Below are 19,226 nucleotides of genomic sequence, written 5' to 3' on the forward strand. Positions count from 1 at the left end.
AAGGTCAAGATTTATTATCATGAAGGGCAACAGAGTCACCATGAGCGGCCAAACCCTGTCTGAGAAGATATTATCCAGAGCGGCAAACAAAGAGGTAAAGGCGGGCGAGTTCGTCATGGCGAATGTAGATGGCGCCATGATTCATGATATAACCGGCCCCCTGGCAGTGAAGGGATTCTATGAGATTGCAGGCAGGGATGCCCGGGTCTGGGACCCAACCAGGATCGTTCTTCTCTTCGATCATCAGGTCCCGGCAGACAGCCTGAAGGCAGCAGAAAACCACATCCAGCTGCGCAAGTTTGCTGCCGAACAGGATATTCTCAACTACGATATCTTCTGCGGCGTATGCCACCAGGTGATGCCTGAGAAAGGGCATGTGCTTCCCGGAAACGTGATTCTGGGCACCGATTCTCACACCTGCACCTATGGAGCATTTGGGGCTTTTGCCACCGGCGTCGGCTCGACTGACATGGCCTCGGTCTTCGCCACCGGCAAGCTCTGGTTTATGGTGCCCAAGACCCTCCAGATAATGATCGAGGGCCGACTGCCCTCCCGAGTAACATCAAAGGACGCTGTCCTGCGCATCATCGGCGATATAGGTGCCGACGGGGCCAACTATCTGGCCTGTGAGTTCCGGGGTGAGGCAGCGGAGAGGATGAGCATCCCTGAGAGGATGACGGTCTCCAACATGGCCATAGAGATGGGGGCCAAGGTGGGCATCTTCCCGGCGGACGGGACGACGAAGAGCTACCTGGAGGGACGAGTCCAGGATCGGGAGGCAATTGAGGCAGGATTCGTCAAGGGAGACGAGGATGCGGCATTCTCCCGGAGGGAGTGGAATGTATCCGATCTCGAGCCGCAGATCGCCATGCCCCATAATGTAGACAACGTCCTGCCCATCAGCCAGGTTCCCGAGACCCGGATCGATCAGGTATTCTTGGGCTCCTGCACCAACGGCCGATTCGAGGATCTGCAGCTTGCCAGCGAGATGATGAAGAATGAGCCCCTGGCCAAAGGAGTACGGATGATCGTGGTCCCCGCCAGCCGGGATGAGTACATGAAATGCTTGCGAGCCGGCCTGGTGGAGAGGTTCATGGAGGCGGGGGCGATGGTGGAGTCGCCCTGCTGCGGCCCCTGCATGGGAGGAAGCTTCGGCCTCCTGGGGGCAGGAGAGCGCTGTCTGGCCACCTCCAACCGCAACTTCGTGGGCAGGCAGGGAAGCCCCCAGGCCTTCGTTTACCTCTCTTCCCCCGCCACCGCAGGAGCGAGCGCCATTACCGGCTATATCACCGATCCCAGGGAGATCTGAGAGGGATCAAGGAATAGCCAGCCAATCCATCTTTTTTTTTCAGGATAAGATCAGGATGAAGGTCGCCCTCAAGCTCGCCTATCTGGGAGATAACTATTATGGATTTCAAAAGCAGCCCGACCGGGTGACTGTGGACAGCCAGGTCCGACGGGCGCTGGCCCAGATAGGGGTCATCCACGGTGACTTCTGCTATGCTGGCCGGACGGACCGGGGAGTCTCAGCTCTGGGCCAGGTGATCGACTTCTGGATAGATGAGGATAAAATCGATCTGACCAGGCCGCGGTGCGTGAACGGCAGGCTGCCCCGGGACATCTGGACCTGGGCATGGTCCATCGCCCCAGTGGGCTTTTCTGCCCGCTGGAATGCCCTTTGGCGGGAGTACCAGTATCTTCTCTGGCACCCCGGCCTGGACAGGGATCTAATGGAAGAGGCAGCGGATATGCTCTTGGGGGAGCACGATTTTCGAAACTTCTCCTCCGCCAAGGTGGGAACGGTAAAGACGGTGCAAAAGCTGGAGATAAGAGAGAGAGACGGCCTTTTCATCTTCGACATCCGGGCAGACGGCTTTCTGTGGAATATGGTGCGAAAGATCGTGGGAGCCACCGAAAAGGTGGGCTCAGGCCAGAAGGATATGCGCTGGTTTAAGGATCTCCTCCGTCCCGAATTGAACCACGGCGCTCCTACCGCCCCAGCAGAGGGGCTGATTCTCATGGAAGTGGGCTACGATGGCTTGGACTGGCAAGTGGACCAGTATTCTCGGGCCCGGGCGGGCCGGATGCTGGCAGGGACGGTGCAGAAGAGGATGGCAGGGGCAATGGTAGCGCTGGAGCTGGAGAGGGCGATGGAGGTATGTCGCCCGGATGAGAGTTGAAGGGGTGAACTTGAATCGGAAAAACTCTATGTCTCCGTGCCTTCTGTGGTGAACCGCTATGCTCTGACCCAACCACAGAGACACAGAGGAACAAAAGGCCATTTTCCCTACCTTAAATCGCCCATATAGCGAAGAGCCGACTTAAAGAACTGCTAGGCCAAGGGGCAAGCCAGGAAGAGATGATAAAGCAGCTCAGCCGGCGGAAGGATGCAGCCTGAAGCTCTGGTGCCAGGAGCAAACAGTTGCAGGAGAATTGAATTATCTCCTGAGCCTCAGTGCATCCCGCATTCTTTCTCAGCCATCCGGGAAGGGACCTAATTTCCCAGTCCCGCAGCGATCGTTCTTCCCAGATGGAAGCACTTCTCAATATCCTCCTTGCCCGGGACCTGTATGGCTGTCGTCCCTGGCTCCACTACTCGCATGCCAAAGGATTTCATGCGGGCGATCAAGGTTACAACTCCCTCACCGCTCCACCCATGCGAGCCAAATGCCACTCCCACCTTCCCGTTCAAGTCGAGCTTTACCATCTCTTTTAAGAATGGATCCATCGACTTGATGAGCTTATAGTTATAAGTCGAGCCACCAAGAACGATTGCATCTGCGTCCGCTATATCATCTAAAGATGCATCATAGACTTCTTTCAGCAATACATCAGTCCCTTCGATGGTCATTGCCCCGCTGGCTATGGCCTCTGCCATTTTCTTTGTCCTTCCCATGCCTGTGGCGTAGATTATAGCTATCTTTGGCATTTCGATCCCCTTAGATAACCTATCCTGCATTTTATAACTAATTTTTGTTGAGCCACATTTTACATACTTTTAGATATGACAACCCATGCTCTATGCGAGCTTCAAAGGTGAACTCAATGCAAGAAGATAGACTACCTCCACCCGAATGGTGCTACCACGAGCCGGACCATCCCGGCATGGACTTCGATGCCATCGCCCCATCCTACGACCGAAATATGCAAAGGTTCAGAGACATCCAGGGGGAGATAGAGGAGATCCTATCATTCCTGGAGATCAAGCCCCATCATTCCTTGCTGGAAATAGGAACAGGCACTGGCGAGTTCGCCCTGGCCGCCGCCCGCCGTTGCGCCCGGGTCTATGCCATCGACATATCCCCGGGGATGCTCCAGTATGCCCGGGAAAAATCCCAGGGGCAGGGAATCTCCAACATCAGCTTCCTAGTCGGCGGCTTTCTCACCTACCACCACCATGACGGGCCGCTTGACGCCATCGTCAGCCAGATAGCCATGCACCACCTGCCAGATTTTTGGAAACAGATCGCATTGCTGAACATAGCCAGCATGCTGCGGCCGGGAGGAAGGCTCTGTCTGAGGGACATCGTCTATTCCTTCGATCCGGGCGACTATGAGAGGCAGATAGAGAGGTTCATATCTAAAACGATGGAGAAGGCTGGTCCTGGATTTGCCCAGAGTATGACCAGCCACATCAATAAGGAATTCTCCACCATGGACTGGATCATGCGCGGCTTGATCGAGAGGGCGGAGTTTGTGATCGAGAGAGAGGAACAAAAAGAGGGGTTCTTAGGCCTGTATCTATGCAAAAAGATATAGACATCGCAAAAATTGACGCGCGGGAAGCTAACCGCAGCCGCATCCACCTCCACCGCCTCCTCCTCCTGAGGTAGAGGCTGTGGTCCCCCGAGAGCCGGTGATGGGATACATGATATTCGTGTAGCCGGCCAGGCTCTTGTTTACCCTGTCTCTTGCATAGCTGGTGAGGTCAAGAACCTCTTTTCCGATGGAGGCAGATAGGTTCTGGGGCAGGGCAAGAGCGACATCGATCGATGTGGAATTATTGGCCGCTGTGCTATTTATGAGGGTGCTGTTTATCAAGCTGGAATTCGTGGAGTTGATATTTGCCAGCAGATCGAGTTCACCCAGATAGACCTCCGCCCCATCAGACGGCTGGGCCTGGGCGCTTCCTGCCAGAATGAAGAGCATCAGAGCCAGGCTCAAAGCAGAATTTTTTAGGGCTAACATAGAAGATCGTTTTCCTCCTGAAATTGACTTTCAGATCAAGAAGCCATAAAATAAGAGTATGTGCCCGCTTTGGGGCACATGCAATACCCTTTTTCGAGTTCGCTTTACTTGGGTGGCCAGAAGTCCTTCATCCAGCCGATGATGCGTCCGGAGTCCTCTGGGCCGACCATGATCTTGGCCTTGCCTGCGAAGAGGTCCTCCAATTCGCCTGAGAACTTGGCTGCCATGCCGGGCAGGACCATGGCCGGGTACTTCTGACCGGCCCAGTCGAAGCCTGCCTCGTTGAAGGAGTCCTGAATCTTGACCGGGGAGAGCTGGCCGCCAGCGACAGATGCCTGCACGCCTATGCCATCGGTGTTGATGGCGATGATGTAAGCATCGATGCCATTTGAGGCCACGTCCGACTCCACTGTGTAGTAGGTCAGGGCGAAGTTGGTGGTCAGGAAGACTGGCGACTCCGGTCCGGGATTGCCGACCTTGTAGATGCCGGGCTTGACCTGCACCGGAGTTCTCGGATCGGTGTAGATGTTGAAGCGCAGATGCATATCGGGCATCATGCTGTAGGGCTCTGTGGAGTGCTTGATCATGATCGCACCTCCGCGAATGACGAAGGCTGCGGTGAGCACTGACTCCCAGTAAGCAGCACGAACCGGATCATCGGTGGTCAGCCAGGCGTTGATGGGCAGGACCATTACCGGATAGGCGATATCCCTCTGGGCCTCCTCTACAGCAGCTCTTCTCAGGTTGATGAAATTGGTGAGGGTCTGCTGCAGCATCTTGCCGTTGGGTGCCGTTCCGGGGTCTAAGACCAAATCGGTCAGTCCCATTTCGGCGAAGGTGACGGCCATGGACTTGAGGCCATCCAGGTCGAAGGGAACGCTCAATGTGACTGGGACCTTGTAATCATAAGCCAGCTGAGCAACCTCCTTCCAGTTGTCCTTTGTTGCGGCATAGATGAGTGGCTTCTCCTTGGATGCGACCTCCAGGCCTGCCTTGAGAACAGCCGGATTGAAGGAGCATAGGATGAGCGGGAAGCCATTGCCATTGGCCATGACAGTCTTGACGCAGGCGGCGAACTTGGCCGGATCGTCGGTCACAGACCGGACGGCAATCATCTCCACGCCCTGCCACTTGCCGATGTAGAACTTTCGCCAGGTGGTGATCTTCTTGACCCGCTCTATGAGCTTTGCCTCTTCCATGTTGTCGGCAACATCAAAGGCAAATGGCGGCTTGTTGAAGAAGGTCATCTGATGGCGGTACATGACGTCCTCGCCACCTACCTTGACCTGCTTGTCTCCGACCCCCACATAGACCATCTTCAGCTCGGGAGCGACGGTGCTCCTGAGGGTCGCAAGCTTCTTGGCGTACTTCTTCTCTTCAATTAACGGAGTGCACTCCTCTACCTTGCGGGTTCTGGCGATCAGGCCAGCGGCAAAGGCCATGCAGGTCTCCTCTCCGCACTTCTTGCAGTTGGTCTGTGGAAGCTGCTTGTAAAGGTTAAGCGGGCTTGTTTCCTTCATGTTCCTCACACCCCCATCTTGAGCCAGGCATTGGCTTCAGGCGTCTTGGCCTCTATTCTTCCCATCAGAGACTGGGTGATCTCATGCAGATATGCGACCGCCGTTGGATGCATCATCATGAAGATGTCCACTCCAGCCATGGCCAGAGAGTAGCCGGTCAGAATCTCCCAGATCGGGCCTCTCAGCATTCTGTCTCCCCAGTCGGAGTCGTCCTTGTTCGGTGAACGGACCATCCAGGACTCTCTGACACCCCAGGCGTTGGTGGTGCCGGAGGACATGGGGAATGTCAGCTCATCGTCGCCTTTCAGAGCGCCGAGCCTTATTCTCTCCATGTTGGAGTAAGCGAAGTCCAAGCCGTAGGCGAGGGCAGCGGTTGTCGGGTCCATAACTATGGACTCGCGCGGAACACCAGCCACCTTCATCAGCTTTCTGTTCAGCTCCTTCTGAGAGTTGATCTCCAGCTGGGTCCAGGCGAGGCAGACATGTCCGTTGTCCACACAGGCCTTGCCGATCTTCTCCCAGTCCATGTTCAGGTTGGCGGAAGCGATAAGAACCCGCTCGCCCTGTGCGACCTCAGCTGCCTTGGATAGCACTACTGGATCCTTGTCTGGGTTGCCTGATCCGCCGATGCAGATGGGCACGTCCACAGCCTGCAGGACCTCTTCTACCGTCTTGACTGCATCCTGGGCGGAAGTGTCTTTGAGGAGCGGATCAGTGCTGATCAGGTGAACGGTGACCATGTCGGCGCCGAAATCCCTGACTGCCTTCTTGGCCCACTCGCCTGGTGAGTTGATTACATCCTCATAATGCATCTTGACTGCCTTGGCCATGCCGATGGGCATGTCGAAGACGTCCATGGTGATCTTGGGGGCATGGGGCATTGCTGCATCCGGGAAGAAGGGCATGGCCTTCTCGCCGCCCAGCTTTACCACATGGCCGCGGCTCCCGCCGTCTGCCTTGGTCGCTCCCAGGGTTACCTCCTGGATGGGATGCTTCCAGGTCTTGTCAACGCCCACGCTGAATTTGGCGCTGGCTAACGCCGAGGCCACCTTAAAAGCGGGGACTGCGGCAGCGGCTGCTGCTATGTCCTTAGGCGCCGGGGATATGGCCTGAGCGACAGCCACCGGCTGCATCAGGTTCTGTACTGGATATCCCACTGCCTTGGCGAAGTCCATGAGCTGCATGGCGATCTTGGCTGCCTGCTCTCCAAAGTAGTATGCGAAGAGCGGGCCTACGCCACCTGCGCCCACGTCCAGGTCTATCTCAACATCTCCCTCGATCTTCAGTCCCTCGAGGGATTGAACATTCATCTCTGTTAATGTCTTATTCAGGTCAGATAAAGTGATCTTGTCTGCCATTCGAATCACCCTCACAGGCCCAGTTTCCCGACGACATTCGCCATCTCTTTAACTGCAGGCGAATCATCGGGCAGGCCGGTCAATGGATCTCCCACTAAATCGAATTTGGCCAAGCTTTCATCATAGGGGATAGTGCCGATAACAGTAAGGCCCAGGCTGGTTGCGTTCTCGATGACCTTATCCCGCCTTCCGGTGGTGATCTTGTTCACAACCACATACAGATCCTTGTACTTCAGTCCCATCTCGCGGGCAATGTCCCGAATCCTCTCGCCGGTGGTAAGCCCTCTTCTGGACTCATCAGTTACGACGATAAGGTCGTCGAGGTCTGGAAAAATTTTCCTGCTGAAATGCTCGAGGCCCGCGGGCGAGTCGATTACAATCAGATCATAATCCTTGGCGGTCTTATCCATAATGGCTCGCAAAAGATTATTGACATAACAGTAACATCCAGAACCCTCGGGCTTGCCCATCACCAAAAGATCGTAACCATCTTCTTCCAAAAGGATCTCAAAGATCTTAGCCTCGAAAAGCGCCTGCTTATCAGTGTCCGGTGAAGATGTGAACCGGGAATCCTGCATGAACTCCCTCATGTCGCCAACGGTCTTTTCCACCTTAGCGCCCAGCGCATCTGCCAGGTTGGCATCAGGATCGGCATCGATAGCAAGGATTCGAAACTTTTTTTCAGAGTTATTCAGGTGTCTGATGAGCATTGCGGTCACTGCGGTCTTGCCGGTGCCGCCTTTACCTGTTATCGCTATTACTTTCCCCAAAGTCTAGCCTTCCTTATTTTTTCGGTTTTATTACAACTTCCGCTACGTGGATGGATGCGCCCCTCAGTTCAATGGTCATTCCACCCGATGCTGCTGCTGGCATAGCGAAAGCCGGAGCTGCTGCGCCTGCTGCAGGTGCTGCTGCTGCGGCCGGAGCCGCTTCCTTTTTCTTAAGCTTAAGCTGCATAATATCTCTCCCTCACTCTTTGATCAGATAATCGCACTCGCAGGAAAACCGCATCTCCCAAAAAAGGGAGAAAAAGGCGGTACTCTACTTGGCGAGTACTACCTTATCTATGCTTATCTTGGCATCCTTCAGGATCAGCTTTATGCCGCCGGCGCTGCCGGACATGCTTATGGCTGGTGCTGCTGCGCCTGCTGCTGCAGGTGCGGCTGCTGGAGCCGCCGCTGCAGGTGCCTTGGGTTTCAGTTTTAGCTGCATAGTTTAACACCCTCTCTTAAATTTGAATCTGCTCACTCGAGCACGCCGTCTTCCTGCAAGGCCTCGACGACCTGCATGAACTGGCCTTCGGTCAGGGCAAGCTCGGACTTGACGGTATCCATGTTGATGTCTCCGCCGGTCTTCTCGATATAGGCCATGACCTTCCCCTTGATATCATCATCGACCTCTTCAAGCTTCCAGCCCTCGGTGATCTTCTTGTTGTCCACCTTTCTGGTGACGCCATCCACCACGGGATGGTTGACCTTGAGCAGGAATGCCTTGAGGGCTGCGATGTCCTTGGCATCGTCCTCGGTGGCGATCTTGTCCATCATGTCAGCATCAATGCCTTCCTTTACCCTCTCTTTGAGGCCCTTGGACATCCAGACGATCCTTCTCCAGCCGCCATCCGCCTGGAGGAACTTGGGGGAGAAGTAGTAGAGAATACCCATGCCCAGGAAGCCCACGACCTGCTTGCCGCCGCCGGTCTGTCCTGCCATGGTGGAGAAAGGCAGTCCGTTGGGGGTTGCGCCCTTGAAGTCACGATCGGCAAGGCCGATGCCGTCAACCTCAGGCATATAGAATCCAATGGTCTCGAAGCAGCCACAGGAGGTGTGGGGTGCATCGAAGAATGTGTAGAGGAGCATTCTGCTGTACTCGCCGCCGGACCTCTGCTCAGCCATCTGATTAATGGCTTCATACTCGCCGCTGACCTCATCCATCGCCGATCCCTTCTCAATGGCGAACTGGGGGCCCTCTGGGTCCACCTTGGCGGCAGCCCTGCCGTCGAACCAGGTGATAGCTCCGCACAGTGATGGCCTGTCCGGGGTGACCACGCAGGCGCTGGTGGGAGCGAATGCCTGGCAGAGAGTGCAGCCATAGAAGACATCCACATCCTCATCGTGCAGTCCCTTGGCGCGCTCATCGCGGGTCTTGTATACGGCCATGGCCTTGGCCAGCTCTTCCTTGACCTTTGCTGGATCGGTGACGATGGTGATGTCCATCTTCTCAATGAATGGCATCTCTGCCTTGTACAGGTCGATGACCGGGGCGTAGACCTCCTTCCAGGAGGTGACTCCCTTCTTCTTGAGACCCTTGCCAATCCTCATCCAGATATCGTATCTCTGGTTGAGGTGCATGAGGCCACTTATATAGGAGAGCAGGGCATGGTTGCGCCTCTCGATGATGGACTCCAGGTCTTTCTCGATCTTCTCGCCGCCGACTCTGAAGATCATGCCGAAGGGCATGGTGGTGCCCTCAGGGGTCTCTCCCAGATCCGGACCGATGACTGTTACCTTTCCATCCTCAATCTCGTCCATGGGCGTGGCAAGCGACAGCTCAAATCCATCTGCCTTGGGACCGCCAAGCTCTACCCATAGATCGTCCTTTCTGATTCTCTCGCCCTCATACATGGGGGATATGTCCAACTTTATATCTGCCATTAATACACCTCTTCTGTTTTCTTCTGTTATAGGATAAACTCTATTTCTTCATCGCTGCGATTACTTCGTCTACGGCTGCGTGATAGTCGTCCGGATTGAAGGCCAGGTTGCCGAAGGTCATATCGGCATTGACATGATAGTAGCGGTCTATGGAGACGCGCTTGATGTCCCGGTTGAAGTTCTTCAATGTGGATAGCATGCCATTGGCGAACTTGTAGTAGATGCCCAGGAATATGACCACATCGTACTGTCCCTGTCCATCCAGGCCCTTCCAGTCGGGGAACCTCAAAAAGTTGGTCAACGGATGCAGGCCGATCTGATAGACGTTCTCCAGGTAGCCTCTATCCACAAAGCCCTTGACGCTATGCGCCGTGGCGGCGATGGGAATTCCCATCTTTCCCATCTCAATCATCTTATCGAACATCACGGGATCGTCGAAGAGCTCTGCTCCTACCACGAGCAGAGGCCTCTTCGCCTTTCTGATGATCGCGCCGATTACCTTCGGCAAATAGGTCTTCGCCATCTCTGGCCCAGGGATCTGAGCCATCTCAAAGGGAATGGGATTCTTGGTGGTGTCAATGCCCTTCTTAACTTCTGCTGCCATTTCTATCTCCTCCTCGTCCTCACTTCTTGGCCCTTATCTTGCGCGGGATGTTCGTGGGATCGAAGCTGACGTCTGCGGGCCTGAGCGGTCCGGAGATGAACTTCTTCGCCTTCCAGTCGATCTTCCAGCCGTGCTTCTCCTCCAGCTCCTTCATCATCTGCGTCTGGTAGTTCAGGGGCAGATCCTTGACATCGCGGACAAAGAGATGCCAGTCATCGGGCAGCTTGCCGAAGTACTTCATGGAGATATCGCAGTAATGGGTCAGCTTGATTCCTCTGCCCTGGGTGTTATCAGACGGGCGGAAGCAGAGCTTTGCCATCTCCAGCATGGCCTCCTCCTTGGTCTCGGCGATATAGAGCATGGCTTCAGGTGCTGGCTCGATCTGCTGCATATTGCCGTTCTTGGCATCTATGACCATCCAGTCCTCGGGCTTGTCGGTCCTGCCCATAAATGTCCTGCGGTATATGACTGAGCTTGGCTGAACAACCACTGGAATGCCGAGCCTGTTAACGCCGGTAGCGATGGATGCTGCCTTTTGGGAGTATGCTCCCCAGGCCACGCCGCATGCTCCGACCTTGGACATGATATAATCGGCGATATCATCGTAGTTGGCACGCTCATTTCTGTGAGCGAAGATGGTTGCCACCTTGATTGCTGCTCCATGAATGTGGGCATTGGCCACACATGAGCCTATGTTGCAGATGTTCCTGCCATCAAAGGCACCCTCGTACTGCTCCCAGATGGTCTTGCCATCTTCATCCTTATACAGGGACATGTCCATGGCCATGCAGCCCGTGGCAACGACGATGTAGCCTCTGTCAACGAACTCCTTGGCGATGTCGTAGCACTCCTTGGTGCCGTTGGGATAATTCGAGCATCCTACCAGCGCTATAACTCCCGGAATCTGGCCAAGAACCAGGGGTGCACCAACTTTTCTGATCTCGGTATCGAGCACAGGTCCCCTGCCCGCTCTCATCTTGAACTTCTGGTTCCTGATATACTCGCGGTTGGCATACTCATAGAGCTTCAGTATGGGAATCTCCTGGGGGCAGGTCTGCTCGCATCTCTGGCAGCCCACACATACCTCATAGGTAGAGGAGAATGGTTCCAGATTGCCCTTCAGTGCCTCGCTTATCATCTCGCTGATCCTGATGTGGGGCGGACAGACGAAGGCACACTGATTGCACTCTGTGCATGTTGCCAGGGTATCCTTGAACTGCTGCTCGGTAAAGAGGCTCTCCTTCTTGTACTGCTCGCGCTTGGGCTTGACTGCAACCGCGGTCCTGATGGCCACCTCTCCGGCCTTTACTGGATCGAGGATTGCCACACCGGGCATCTTGAAGCTGACCAGATCCTCCACAATGGCATCGGCTGAGTCATTGGTCCTGTCGGGCAGGCCGAGCATGATCTTGTCGTTGCTGGCGATGACGGGGATGTGCCTTTGCTGGCAGTCCTCCAGCACATCGCAGAATACGCACTGCTCGTCCACAATCACTGTATCCATGATTCCGGCGCGAACCATCTTTCTCCACCAGCCCATGGCACCAGCCACCTTGGCCTTGGGTCCCAGGTTGGGGGGGATCCTGGATTCCCTGCCGGTCTCAGTGATCCTGGTGAGGTCAATGGCGGTGCAGCATACGCCGCCTATGTCAACCTTGTCCCAGAGATTATTGTTCTCGGCATAGATCATGGCCTCTGCGCCTGCTGCCAGGTTGTGGCCGTAGGCGATGAGAACGCCCTTGTTCTGATCCAGGGTGCCCATGCCGATCTCCACCAGGGGTGCATCGGCTGCGCCGCGGGGCATATCGTAAGCCACCGTCTGCAGCATGTCGCAGATCTCCTTGCCCAGGGAGTCGATCATGCCGCCGTGCAGCGACTTGGACTCGAAGTCCATAAAATAGCCTTCCTGACCGGTGTGAGTGGCCGCCAGGAGCTGCACGATCTCCTCTTCGCAATACTCCAGGGCCTCGCCGAAGTCCTTGAGCGACTTGGGCTTGATCCCCAGGATGGTGCGAGTGAGGGGCGCATCCACCAGGATCTCGCTGCCCATATCGAAGGGCATATCTCCGAACTTGTCCAGACACCAGTGGTAAAGGTGCCTGCCGTGAGCAGTATGGGCGCAGGTTCCCATTAAAACCGCAACCAGAACGATCTTACCGCAGGCAGCGGCCATGTCAATGCCACAGGCCCCCTTCTTGTTGCCGGTCAGGTCGCATGGTCCATAGGTACAGAGGGTGCATGTATCATCTGCCGGTGAATACATGATCTTGTACCGGTTACAAATCTTGAAGTCCCAGTCACGAAGCGTTGCCACACCTGGCTTGGGGAAGGGGCCCATCTCCTGGTCCCATTCATCCTCTTCTTTTACGACAGCTCCTATGTTGATCTGGACGTTCTTCATGTCCTCAACCGAAAAGCTGCCTTCTCTTGTTGCCATCGGAATCTTAGCCTCCTCTTCCTTTGATATACGCCGCTTGAGTTCGCATAGAGTAGATAAAACACTTTCGGATACCAGTTAATATAGAATTTTATTAATTTTGATTAAACATCATAGTATTAATTTTATAAATAAATTTTCAGTTAACAGCGACTCAATAAGATCACTATTGTTAATGAAGTGTACTCTGCCCACAAGCTTGAAATGCCAATACATTGAAGGCCACAACGACCTATGAAAAATCGATTGCGGAAGAGCTTTGTCAATGCTGCCGAATGCAAGCATGGGGGCAAGGTGCAGGAAGCGAAGAGAAGATTGGGGGCTGAGCCGCTGGACTTCTCCGCCAATATCAATCCCCTGGGATCGCCCCCCCTGAAGGAGTTGGTCAGCCGAGAGCTCAAGCAGGTCGGCCACTATCCTGACAGCAGCTACCAGGGATTCTGTCGCGCAGCGAGCCGCTTCGTCCAGGTCGATCCGGGATGCATCGTTCCAGGCAATGGATCATCTGAGCTGATCAGGATATTCGCGGAGGCTGTGCTGGAAGAGGGGGACCTGGCAATAATCCCCACCCCCACCTTTGGAGAGTATGAGAATCAATCACAGCTCGCCGGAGGCAGGACGGAAAGGCTGGCGATTGGTAAGGATGGCACCCCCCTCCTTCGCGACTCCGACCTACACCGGGCCAAAGCCCTCTTCCTCTGCAATCCCAATAATCCCACCGGACGGCTGCTCTCCCAAAATCAGGTTCACGATCTGGCGGACAGATGCGAGGAGGCAGAGGTATTCTTATTGGTGGATGAGGCCTTCATAGAGCTCAGCCGCCCGGAGGAGAGCGTAGCTCAGCTTGCTCCCAGCAGGGAGTATCTCTTTGTGATGAGATCCCTGACCAAGTCCTTTGGAGTGCCGGGGATGAGATTGGGCTTCGGCGTGACCAATCCCCTTTTAGCTGGAATCATGAACCGGGCAAAGATCCCCTGGTCCATCGGCTCCATTGCCGCCGCTGCAGCAGAATATCTCCTGGGATGTGAGGATCACCTGACCAGGTCTAGAGAGCTGATAGCCGAGGAGCTGAATTATCTGATCCCCTCCCTGAAGAATCTGGGCCTGGATCCGCTGCCAAGTCAGGTCAACTTCATCCTGGTGAATATCGAATCGGCGGGCCTTGGCTCGGACGTCCTGGCAGAGCGCACCATGGCCCGTGGCGTTCTGGTGCGGGACTGCCAGTCCTTCGGCCTGGAGAAGAGCTACATCCGGGTGGCAGTGAGAGGCCACGAGGATAACGAGCGGCTAATCGATGTCCTGGAGAGGGCATTAAGATGCAAAGACTGAGCTGCGAGAGGTTTCCCTGCCACCACCCCGAGCAGGACTGCTCATTATGCTTCTGCCCATTTTACCCCTGCCGGGATGTGAGAACGGGAGGCTTTGAGCGAGATGGCTCCTGGTGCTGTGAGAATTGCCAGATCGTTCACCAAAAAGATGTGGCTGAGATGGTGCTGGATGGGCTCTTGCAGGGCCTGCCCATCTCCCAGGTCTGGAAGAGCCTCGAGGAGCGGCTATGACCCTGGCCATTGAGGAGGCTTTAACTGTATTTCTTTTAGCGGTGGCCTTTGACATACTGATCGGCGAGCCTCCGGTTCGAGTTCACCCCGTGGTCTGGATCGGCAGACTGATCTCCTTCCTGCGCGCCCGGGCGGGGCCCACTAAGGTGCAGGGCATCCTGCTGGCCATAACCGTGATTGCAGTCTCAGTTCTGGCGGCTCATCTGCTGGTCAGGGCGGCGCATGTTATGCCCGTGCTGCCTCTCTTGGTAGGAGCATATCTCTTGAAGTCCACATTTGCCATCAGATGCTTGTTGGAGACCTCCAGCAATATCGGCAGGATGATAGACCAGGATATGGAAGAAGCAAAGAAGATGCTGCCCGCCCTGGTGGGAAGGGACACCTCCACCCTAACAACTGCCCAGGCCAGCTCAGCGGTGATAGAGTCGCTATCTGAAAACTATGTGGACTCCATTCTCTCCCCCATATTCTACTATATTCTCTTCGCACCCATAGGCCTGGGCCTGGAGGCGGCCATTGCCTTCAAGGCCATCAGCACCATGGACTCGATGATCGGCTACAAGAAGCCTGGATTGAAGGAGCTGGGATATGCTGGAGCGAGGCTGGACGACCTGGCGAACTGGATTCCCGCTCGATTAAGCATAATCCTGATCGCCCTGGCCCGACCGAGAGGCGCCCGCTCGGCCATTAGAGAAGCCTTTAAATATCACAGCGCCACCCCCAGCCCCAACTCCGGCTGGCCCATGGCCGCAGCTGCCGGGAGCCTGAAAATCCGCTTAGAGAAGCCTGGCCAGTATATCCTGCTGGGAGAGAATCCGAATCCAGAGACAAGGGATATATTCCGGGCCACAGGCCTCGTCCAGTCGGCCATCGCCCTCACACTGGCAGCGGCGTTCATCTGCCTGCTCCTATAACCATAATGTTTATCCAATTCGAGGATGGAGTAAATGAGAATGGAAACCATGCAAGATCTCCTGGAGAAAGTTCAAGAGTTTGCCTTTCATGATTTTGGCAAAGAAGAGGCTAAAAAGCTCTTCGGCTGGGATGTCGCAGAGATACTGGTCAACAGCTCGAAGGAAGATGAAAATCACATTCTAATCATATTTAATAATAATTTTATGCTCTTCATCAGGTACTTCCTAAACCTCGATCCCTCTCAGACCGATGATACCTGTGAGTTCATCCTGAGCCTGAAGACTGACCTCACTTCTCGCATAAAGTATTCAATCAACTACGGAAATTATATTCACGGCCAGGGATACATACGCTTCAGGGTGGCAGACACAAAGAACAGAATGGTTCAGGTGATGCTGGAGGAGTTCTATATCCCGGCGATAAAGAACGTCTACAAGCCCATAATCGAAAGGTTCAAGGGATTCTATGGCAAGGACTTCTTCGGAGTAGAGGCTGACGGCAATGGCGGACAGATATATTATGCACCGATACGCAATATGAGCGAGCACAAGGGAGCCCGGCTGGGCGATGTGATCGGCAGGCTGACTGAGCTGGAGCTGCTCTTAAAAGATCCCCATATCAGGCAGGATCTGGCCAAGGTCGACCTCCAGCTCAGCCTTCTCCCCTCCATGATGGATTCGGGCCTCTAGCCAATTCTTCTGCATTCCAGCTTATGGGGAAGCTCCTCCAGAAGCTTCTCATAATCCTCTTCTCCAAGCCTCTCTCGCAGTAGGCTGGCCTGACGGCCTTCCTCCGGCTGAGACGCTTCAGCCTCCAGGAACTCTATCGCCTTTTCTGAGATCTGGCGGATGGTGGATGAAGGAATCCGATCCCCCTCCTTCCCGGCCAGCCGCAATGCACCGGCATAGTCCGCCCGTGCCTCCTCCTTCTTTCCGGTGCGGGCTTCGCACTCCGCCAGATCGACGGTAGCCAGGAGACTGAGATCAGCATGTCCCAGAATCCTGGCCTGGCGCTGTCTCAACATGGCCATCTCTTCTGCTCGCTGATAATCATCCTGAGCCAAGAAGAGGAGGGTCATATCGCGGTAGACCTCTATGAGATCCAGCGATGCACCCAGCCGGCCGAAGATCACAAGAGCCTGTTTCATCCTTCTTAGAGCATCCTCATAATCCCCGCTGGCCAGGGCTAGCCGACCAAGAGATGAGATGGCTTTTGCCTCCTCATAGGAGAGAGACAGCTTCCGAGATAAAGCCAGGGCCTTCTCAAAGCAGCTCTTTGCCTCCGGATAGAGCATATCCTTAAGAAAGCGCTCTCCCTGAGCTCTATAAAGCTGGATTTTCAAAGGCGGATAGTCAGTGCGAGAGACCTGAGTCTCTGCCTGGGAGAGATAGAAGCGGGATTGCATCGAATGCCCCTCTTGAATATTGAACAGAGCGGCGGCGATGTAGCCCTCACATAGATCGGGCAATGCCCCCAGGCCCTCCAGAATGCCTATTGACTGGGAGAAAAGCTCAATTGCTTCATCCGATCTGCCCATCTGGCCGGAGATGATTCCCAGGTTCAATTTGGCTGAAGCTACACAGGGCAGGGCATCTAGATCCTGGAAGATGTCCAAAGCCACATCAAATAGCGTTCTGGCCCGGTTGAGGTCTCCCATATCCTTGTAGACCAGGGCCATATTGAAGAGAACCTGGCCACGGTTGTAGACCTCTCCAGTCTGGTCAAACCTCTCCACGCTCCTCTTATAGCAGGCAATGGCTTCTGCCCACTGGCCGCTATCTGTGTAGCTGCCGGCGAGGGCTGAAAGGACCTCCCCCTGGCCGGAGAGGTCGCCTGTCTCCTCCAACTCCTCCAGCTGTCTCTTGTACTCCTCGATATCAGGGGAAATCTCGCCCCGTCCTGCCCGGATCATATCGATGCTGGCCTGCATCTCCGCCGCGCCCGCTTGATCCTTGAGGCGCCGGTATATCTCCAGAGCCCTCTGAAAGTGCTCTGCTGCTAGATCGCGCTCTCCTTGGCGGTGGTAGAGGTTTCCCATGTTTCCCAGCACCTGGGCAATGCCGGCTGAGTCCTCCAGCTTTTCAAAGAGGCTCAGGCTCTTGCTATAGCTATCCAGAGCATCCGCCCACTGACCTCTCTTATAGCAGAGGCCTGCGACATTGCTCAGGACCGAGGCCTCGCTCTCCATATCCCCTGCCTTCCCGAAGCCCTCCAGGCTCAAGCGATAGTTCTCTAAGGCAGCGGCCCAGTCACCCTGCCGGTAGCACATATTGCCCAGGTTGTTCCTGGCTACCGAAACGGAGTACTCGTCCCCCAGCCCCTCCATAATCGCCAGGCTCTCATTGTAGTCCTCCAGGGCCTCATCCCACTGGCCAAGATCGGCATGGAGATTTCCCAGAGCGCACTGGACTGCCGCCACTGCCGAAAGATCATCTCTGGAACGGAGGGCCTCCAGAACCTGAGCATACCTGGTCAGAGCCTCCTGCCATCTACCCCTTCTCAGGAGCAGATTTACCATGGACTCGAGCGCCTCGATCATCGACCTAGAGTCCCCTCCCACAATCTGCAGATCGAGACATTTTCGGTAGCACTCCAGTGCTCCCTCCAGATCGCCTCTCTCGGCCATGCTCCTTGCCAGGCCATAGAGCGATCTAGCCTCCCCTCGAGCGTCACCCAGTTCCCTGAAGCCATCTATGCTCTGCTGGTACAGTTCCTCTGCTCGCTCCTCCTCCCCAGACTGAAGATAGACGCCTGCCAGATTTCCCAGGGTAACTGCCATGCCGTGCCCATCGTTCAGAACACGCCTCGCCTCCAGGCCCTGACGGTAGCATAAGATGGCATGCATGAGATCCCCTCGATCGGAGTAGAGGTTTCCCAGGTTGTTCTCCGCTGCAGCCAGACCCCGCAGGTCCCCATTATCCTCAAATGCCCTGGCCGCCCCTTCAAAACAGGACTGGGCCTGATCCCACTCCCCTCCGAGCTGATAGATCAGCCCCAGGCTCAGCCTGTTGCCGGCAGCACCAATTTGATCCCCCAGATCCTCCTTTGTGGCAATGCTCTTTTCCAAGAACTCCCCCGCAAGGTGAAGATCGCCCCTGCTCTGATAGACAAGGCCGATGTTAGACTGGACCATCGATGCACCCTGTCTGTCTCCCTGCTGGCAGAATGAATTATAGGCATGAGAATACATCTGCAGGGCAACATCCAGATCTCCTTTCAGATGATATACGCCGCCCAGATTGGATAGGGCCTCAGCCGCTGCTGTCACCTCGCCCATTTCCATGAAGAGATCCGCCGCCCTCTGGTAGCACTCGATCGCCTCCGGCCAATCAGAGCAGTCGCAGCAGATCCTGGCAATGCAATTCAGAGCCTCTGCAGATCCACTCAGATCTTTGGATCTCTCCCTGATCTTCAGGCTCTCCCGGGAGCATTGCAGTGCCATTTCCAACTGCCCCTGCTTATGGTGAACGCCCGCCAGAATAACCAGAGCCCGGGCAAGGGAGGAGGAATCTTTATGCTCTTTCATGATCGCTATTGCCCTTTGAAGGTGGTCTTCTGCCAGGGTCCAATTCCCGTCCTCCAGGAAGCATTGACCCATCCGGCAGAGGGCCTTGGAGGCGAGAGAGGGATGGCCCTTCTGCAATGCCGCCAAGCTCCGGCCATAGAGCTCCAGAGCTTCCTTTAGCCTTCCCTCATGAAAATAGATATCAGCAAGACGGCACTGCATCTCTGCCGCTCCGGATTGATCTTTCAGATCGGCCAGCAGATGGCTGGCTGATTGCAGGCTGATCTGGGCCCTCTTGCCGTTGCCGGTCTGAGAGTAGATGCTAGCGAGGGAGGCAAGAGCCCGAGCTGCCCCCACGGGATCATCCGACAGCTCCCTCTCCTTCAGAATGGTCTGATACAGCTTCTCCGCCTTTTCCATATCGCCTTGAATCTGGCAGAGCTCTGCCAGGTTGCTGGTAGCCTCCATCCGCCCTTTTTTGTCCCTTGG

Annotated in this window: 18 protein-coding genes; 7 read left to right on the forward strand and 11 right to left on the reverse strand. The window is 55.3% G+C overall.

What is annotated here, in order from left to right; all coding sequences use genetic code 11:
• The first annotated feature begins 19 nt into the window (after positions 1-19).
• Positions 20-1,309, forward strand: a complete 1,290-nt coding sequence (locus BP822_RS08130) for a 3-isopropylmalate dehydratase large subunit (RefSeq protein WP_286878101.1) — start codon at positions 20-22, stop codon at positions 1,307-1,309.
• A gap of 55 nt (positions 1,310-1,364) precedes the next feature.
• Positions 1,365-2,180, forward strand: a complete 816-nt coding sequence (gene truA / locus BP822_RS08135) for a tRNA pseudouridine(38-40) synthase TruA (RefSeq protein WP_286878102.1) — start codon at positions 1,365-1,367, stop codon at positions 2,178-2,180.
• Positions 2,181-2,494: 314 nt separating this feature from the next.
• On the opposite strand, the gene BP822_RS08140 is transcribed toward truA, so the two are convergent.
• Positions 2,495-2,929 (reverse strand): flavodoxin domain-containing protein, encoded by a 435-nt coding sequence (locus BP822_RS08140; protein WP_013719060.1) that lies wholly within the window; start codon positions 2,927-2,929, stop codon positions 2,495-2,497.
• A gap of 116 nt (positions 2,930-3,045) precedes the next feature.
• On the opposite strand from BP822_RS08140, the gene BP822_RS08145 reads away from it, so the two are divergent.
• Positions 3,046-3,759: a class I SAM-dependent methyltransferase gene (locus tag BP822_RS08145; protein ID WP_286878103.1), complete on the forward strand. Its 714-nt coding sequence runs from the start codon at positions 3,046-3,048 to the stop codon at positions 3,757-3,759.
• A 27-nt stretch (positions 3,760-3,786) separates the two neighbouring features.
• On the opposite strand, the gene BP822_RS08150 is transcribed toward BP822_RS08145, so the two are convergent.
• The 9 genes from BP822_RS08150 to cdhA all read right to left on the reverse strand — a co-directional run bounded on the left by BP822_RS08150 (position 3,787) and on the right by cdhA (position 12,758).
• Positions 3,787-4,188, reverse strand: a complete 402-nt coding sequence (locus tag BP822_RS08150; protein ID WP_013719062.1) for a hypothetical protein — start codon at positions 4,186-4,188, stop codon at positions 3,787-3,789.
• 104 nt (positions 4,189-4,292) lie between these two features.
• Entirely contained in the window at positions 4,293-5,708 is a 1,416-nt protein-coding gene (gene acsC / locus BP822_RS08155; protein ID WP_013719063.1) for an acetyl-CoA decarbonylase/synthase complex subunit gamma, read from the reverse strand.
• Positions 5,709-5,713: 5 nt separating this feature from the next.
• Complete coding sequence (cdhD, locus tag BP822_RS08160) at positions 5,714-7,066, reverse strand: CO dehydrogenase/acetyl-CoA synthase subunit delta (protein WP_013719064.1); 1,353 nt, start codon at positions 7,064-7,066, stop codon at positions 5,714-5,716.
• 11 nt (positions 7,067-7,077) lie between these two features.
• Positions 7,078-7,836 carry an AAA family ATPase gene (locus BP822_RS08165; RefSeq protein WP_013719065.1) on the reverse strand — a complete coding sequence of 253 codons (759 nt, stop codon included), beginning with the start codon at positions 7,834-7,836 and terminating at the stop codon, positions 7,078-7,080.
• A gap of 13 nt (positions 7,837-7,849) precedes the next feature.
• Complete coding sequence (locus BP822_RS08170) at positions 7,850-8,023, reverse strand: hypothetical protein (RefSeq protein ID WP_157863688.1); 174 nt, start codon at positions 8,021-8,023, stop codon at positions 7,850-7,852.
• Positions 8,024-8,107: 84 nt separating this feature from the next.
• Positions 8,108-8,278 (reverse strand): hypothetical protein, encoded by a 171-nt coding sequence (locus BP822_RS08175; RefSeq protein ID WP_157863689.1) that lies wholly within the window; start codon positions 8,276-8,278, stop codon positions 8,108-8,110.
• 32 nt (positions 8,279-8,310) lie between these two features.
• Positions 8,311-9,717: a CO dehydrogenase/CO-methylating acetyl-CoA synthase complex subunit beta gene (cdhC, locus tag BP822_RS08180; RefSeq protein WP_013719066.1), complete on the reverse strand. Its 1,407-nt coding sequence runs from the start codon at positions 9,715-9,717 to the stop codon at positions 8,311-8,313.
• A 40-nt stretch (positions 9,718-9,757) separates the two neighbouring features.
• Positions 9,758-10,321, reverse strand: coding sequence for a CO dehydrogenase/acetyl-CoA synthase complex subunit epsilon (gene cdhB / locus BP822_RS08185; protein ID WP_013719067.1), 564 nt, complete (start codon positions 10,319-10,321; stop codon positions 9,758-9,760).
• 19 nt (positions 10,322-10,340) lie between these two features.
• Positions 10,341-12,758: a CO dehydrogenase/acetyl-CoA synthase complex subunit alpha gene (gene cdhA / locus BP822_RS08190; protein WP_048131971.1), complete on the reverse strand. Its 2,418-nt coding sequence runs from the start codon at positions 12,756-12,758 to the stop codon at positions 10,341-10,343.
• A 234-nt stretch (positions 12,759-12,992) separates the two neighbouring features.
• On the opposite strand from cdhA, the gene cobD reads away from it, so the two are divergent.
• The 4 genes from cobD to BP822_RS08210 are packed head-to-tail and all read left to right on the forward strand — an operon-like array spanning position 12,993 to position 15,921.
• Positions 12,993-14,087, forward strand: coding sequence for a threonine-phosphate decarboxylase CobD (gene cobD, locus BP822_RS08195; RefSeq protein ID WP_052297530.1), 1,095 nt, complete (start codon positions 12,993-12,995; stop codon positions 14,085-14,087).
• Entirely contained in the window at positions 14,075-14,317 is a 243-nt protein-coding gene (locus tag BP822_RS08200; RefSeq protein WP_052297531.1) for a cysteine-rich small domain-containing protein, read from the forward strand. The genes cobD and BP822_RS08200 overlap by 13 nt, the downstream gene beginning before the upstream one ends.
• Positions 14,314-15,231, forward strand: coding sequence for a cobalamin biosynthesis protein (locus BP822_RS08205; RefSeq protein ID WP_013719069.1), 918 nt, complete (start codon positions 14,314-14,316; stop codon positions 15,229-15,231). Before BP822_RS08200 ends, BP822_RS08205 begins: the two co-directional genes overlap by 4 nt.
• Before the next feature lie 39 nt (positions 15,232-15,270).
• Positions 15,271-15,921, forward strand: coding sequence for a hypothetical protein (locus BP822_RS08210; RefSeq protein WP_157863690.1), 651 nt, complete (start codon positions 15,271-15,273; stop codon positions 15,919-15,921).
• Here the strand turns inward: BP822_RS08210 and BP822_RS08215 are convergent.
• Positions 15,918-19,226: tetratricopeptide repeat protein (locus BP822_RS08215; RefSeq protein ID WP_286878104.1), on the reverse strand; the 3,309-nt coding region annotated here is incomplete at its 5' end. The genes BP822_RS08210 and BP822_RS08215 overlap by 4 nt on opposite strands.

It is taken from the genome of Methanosaeta sp. UBA458 (assembly GCF_002496085.1).
GTDB classification, from domain to species: domain Archaea; phylum Halobacteriota; class Methanosarcinia; order Methanotrichales; family Methanotrichaceae; genus Methanothrix; species Methanothrix soehngenii.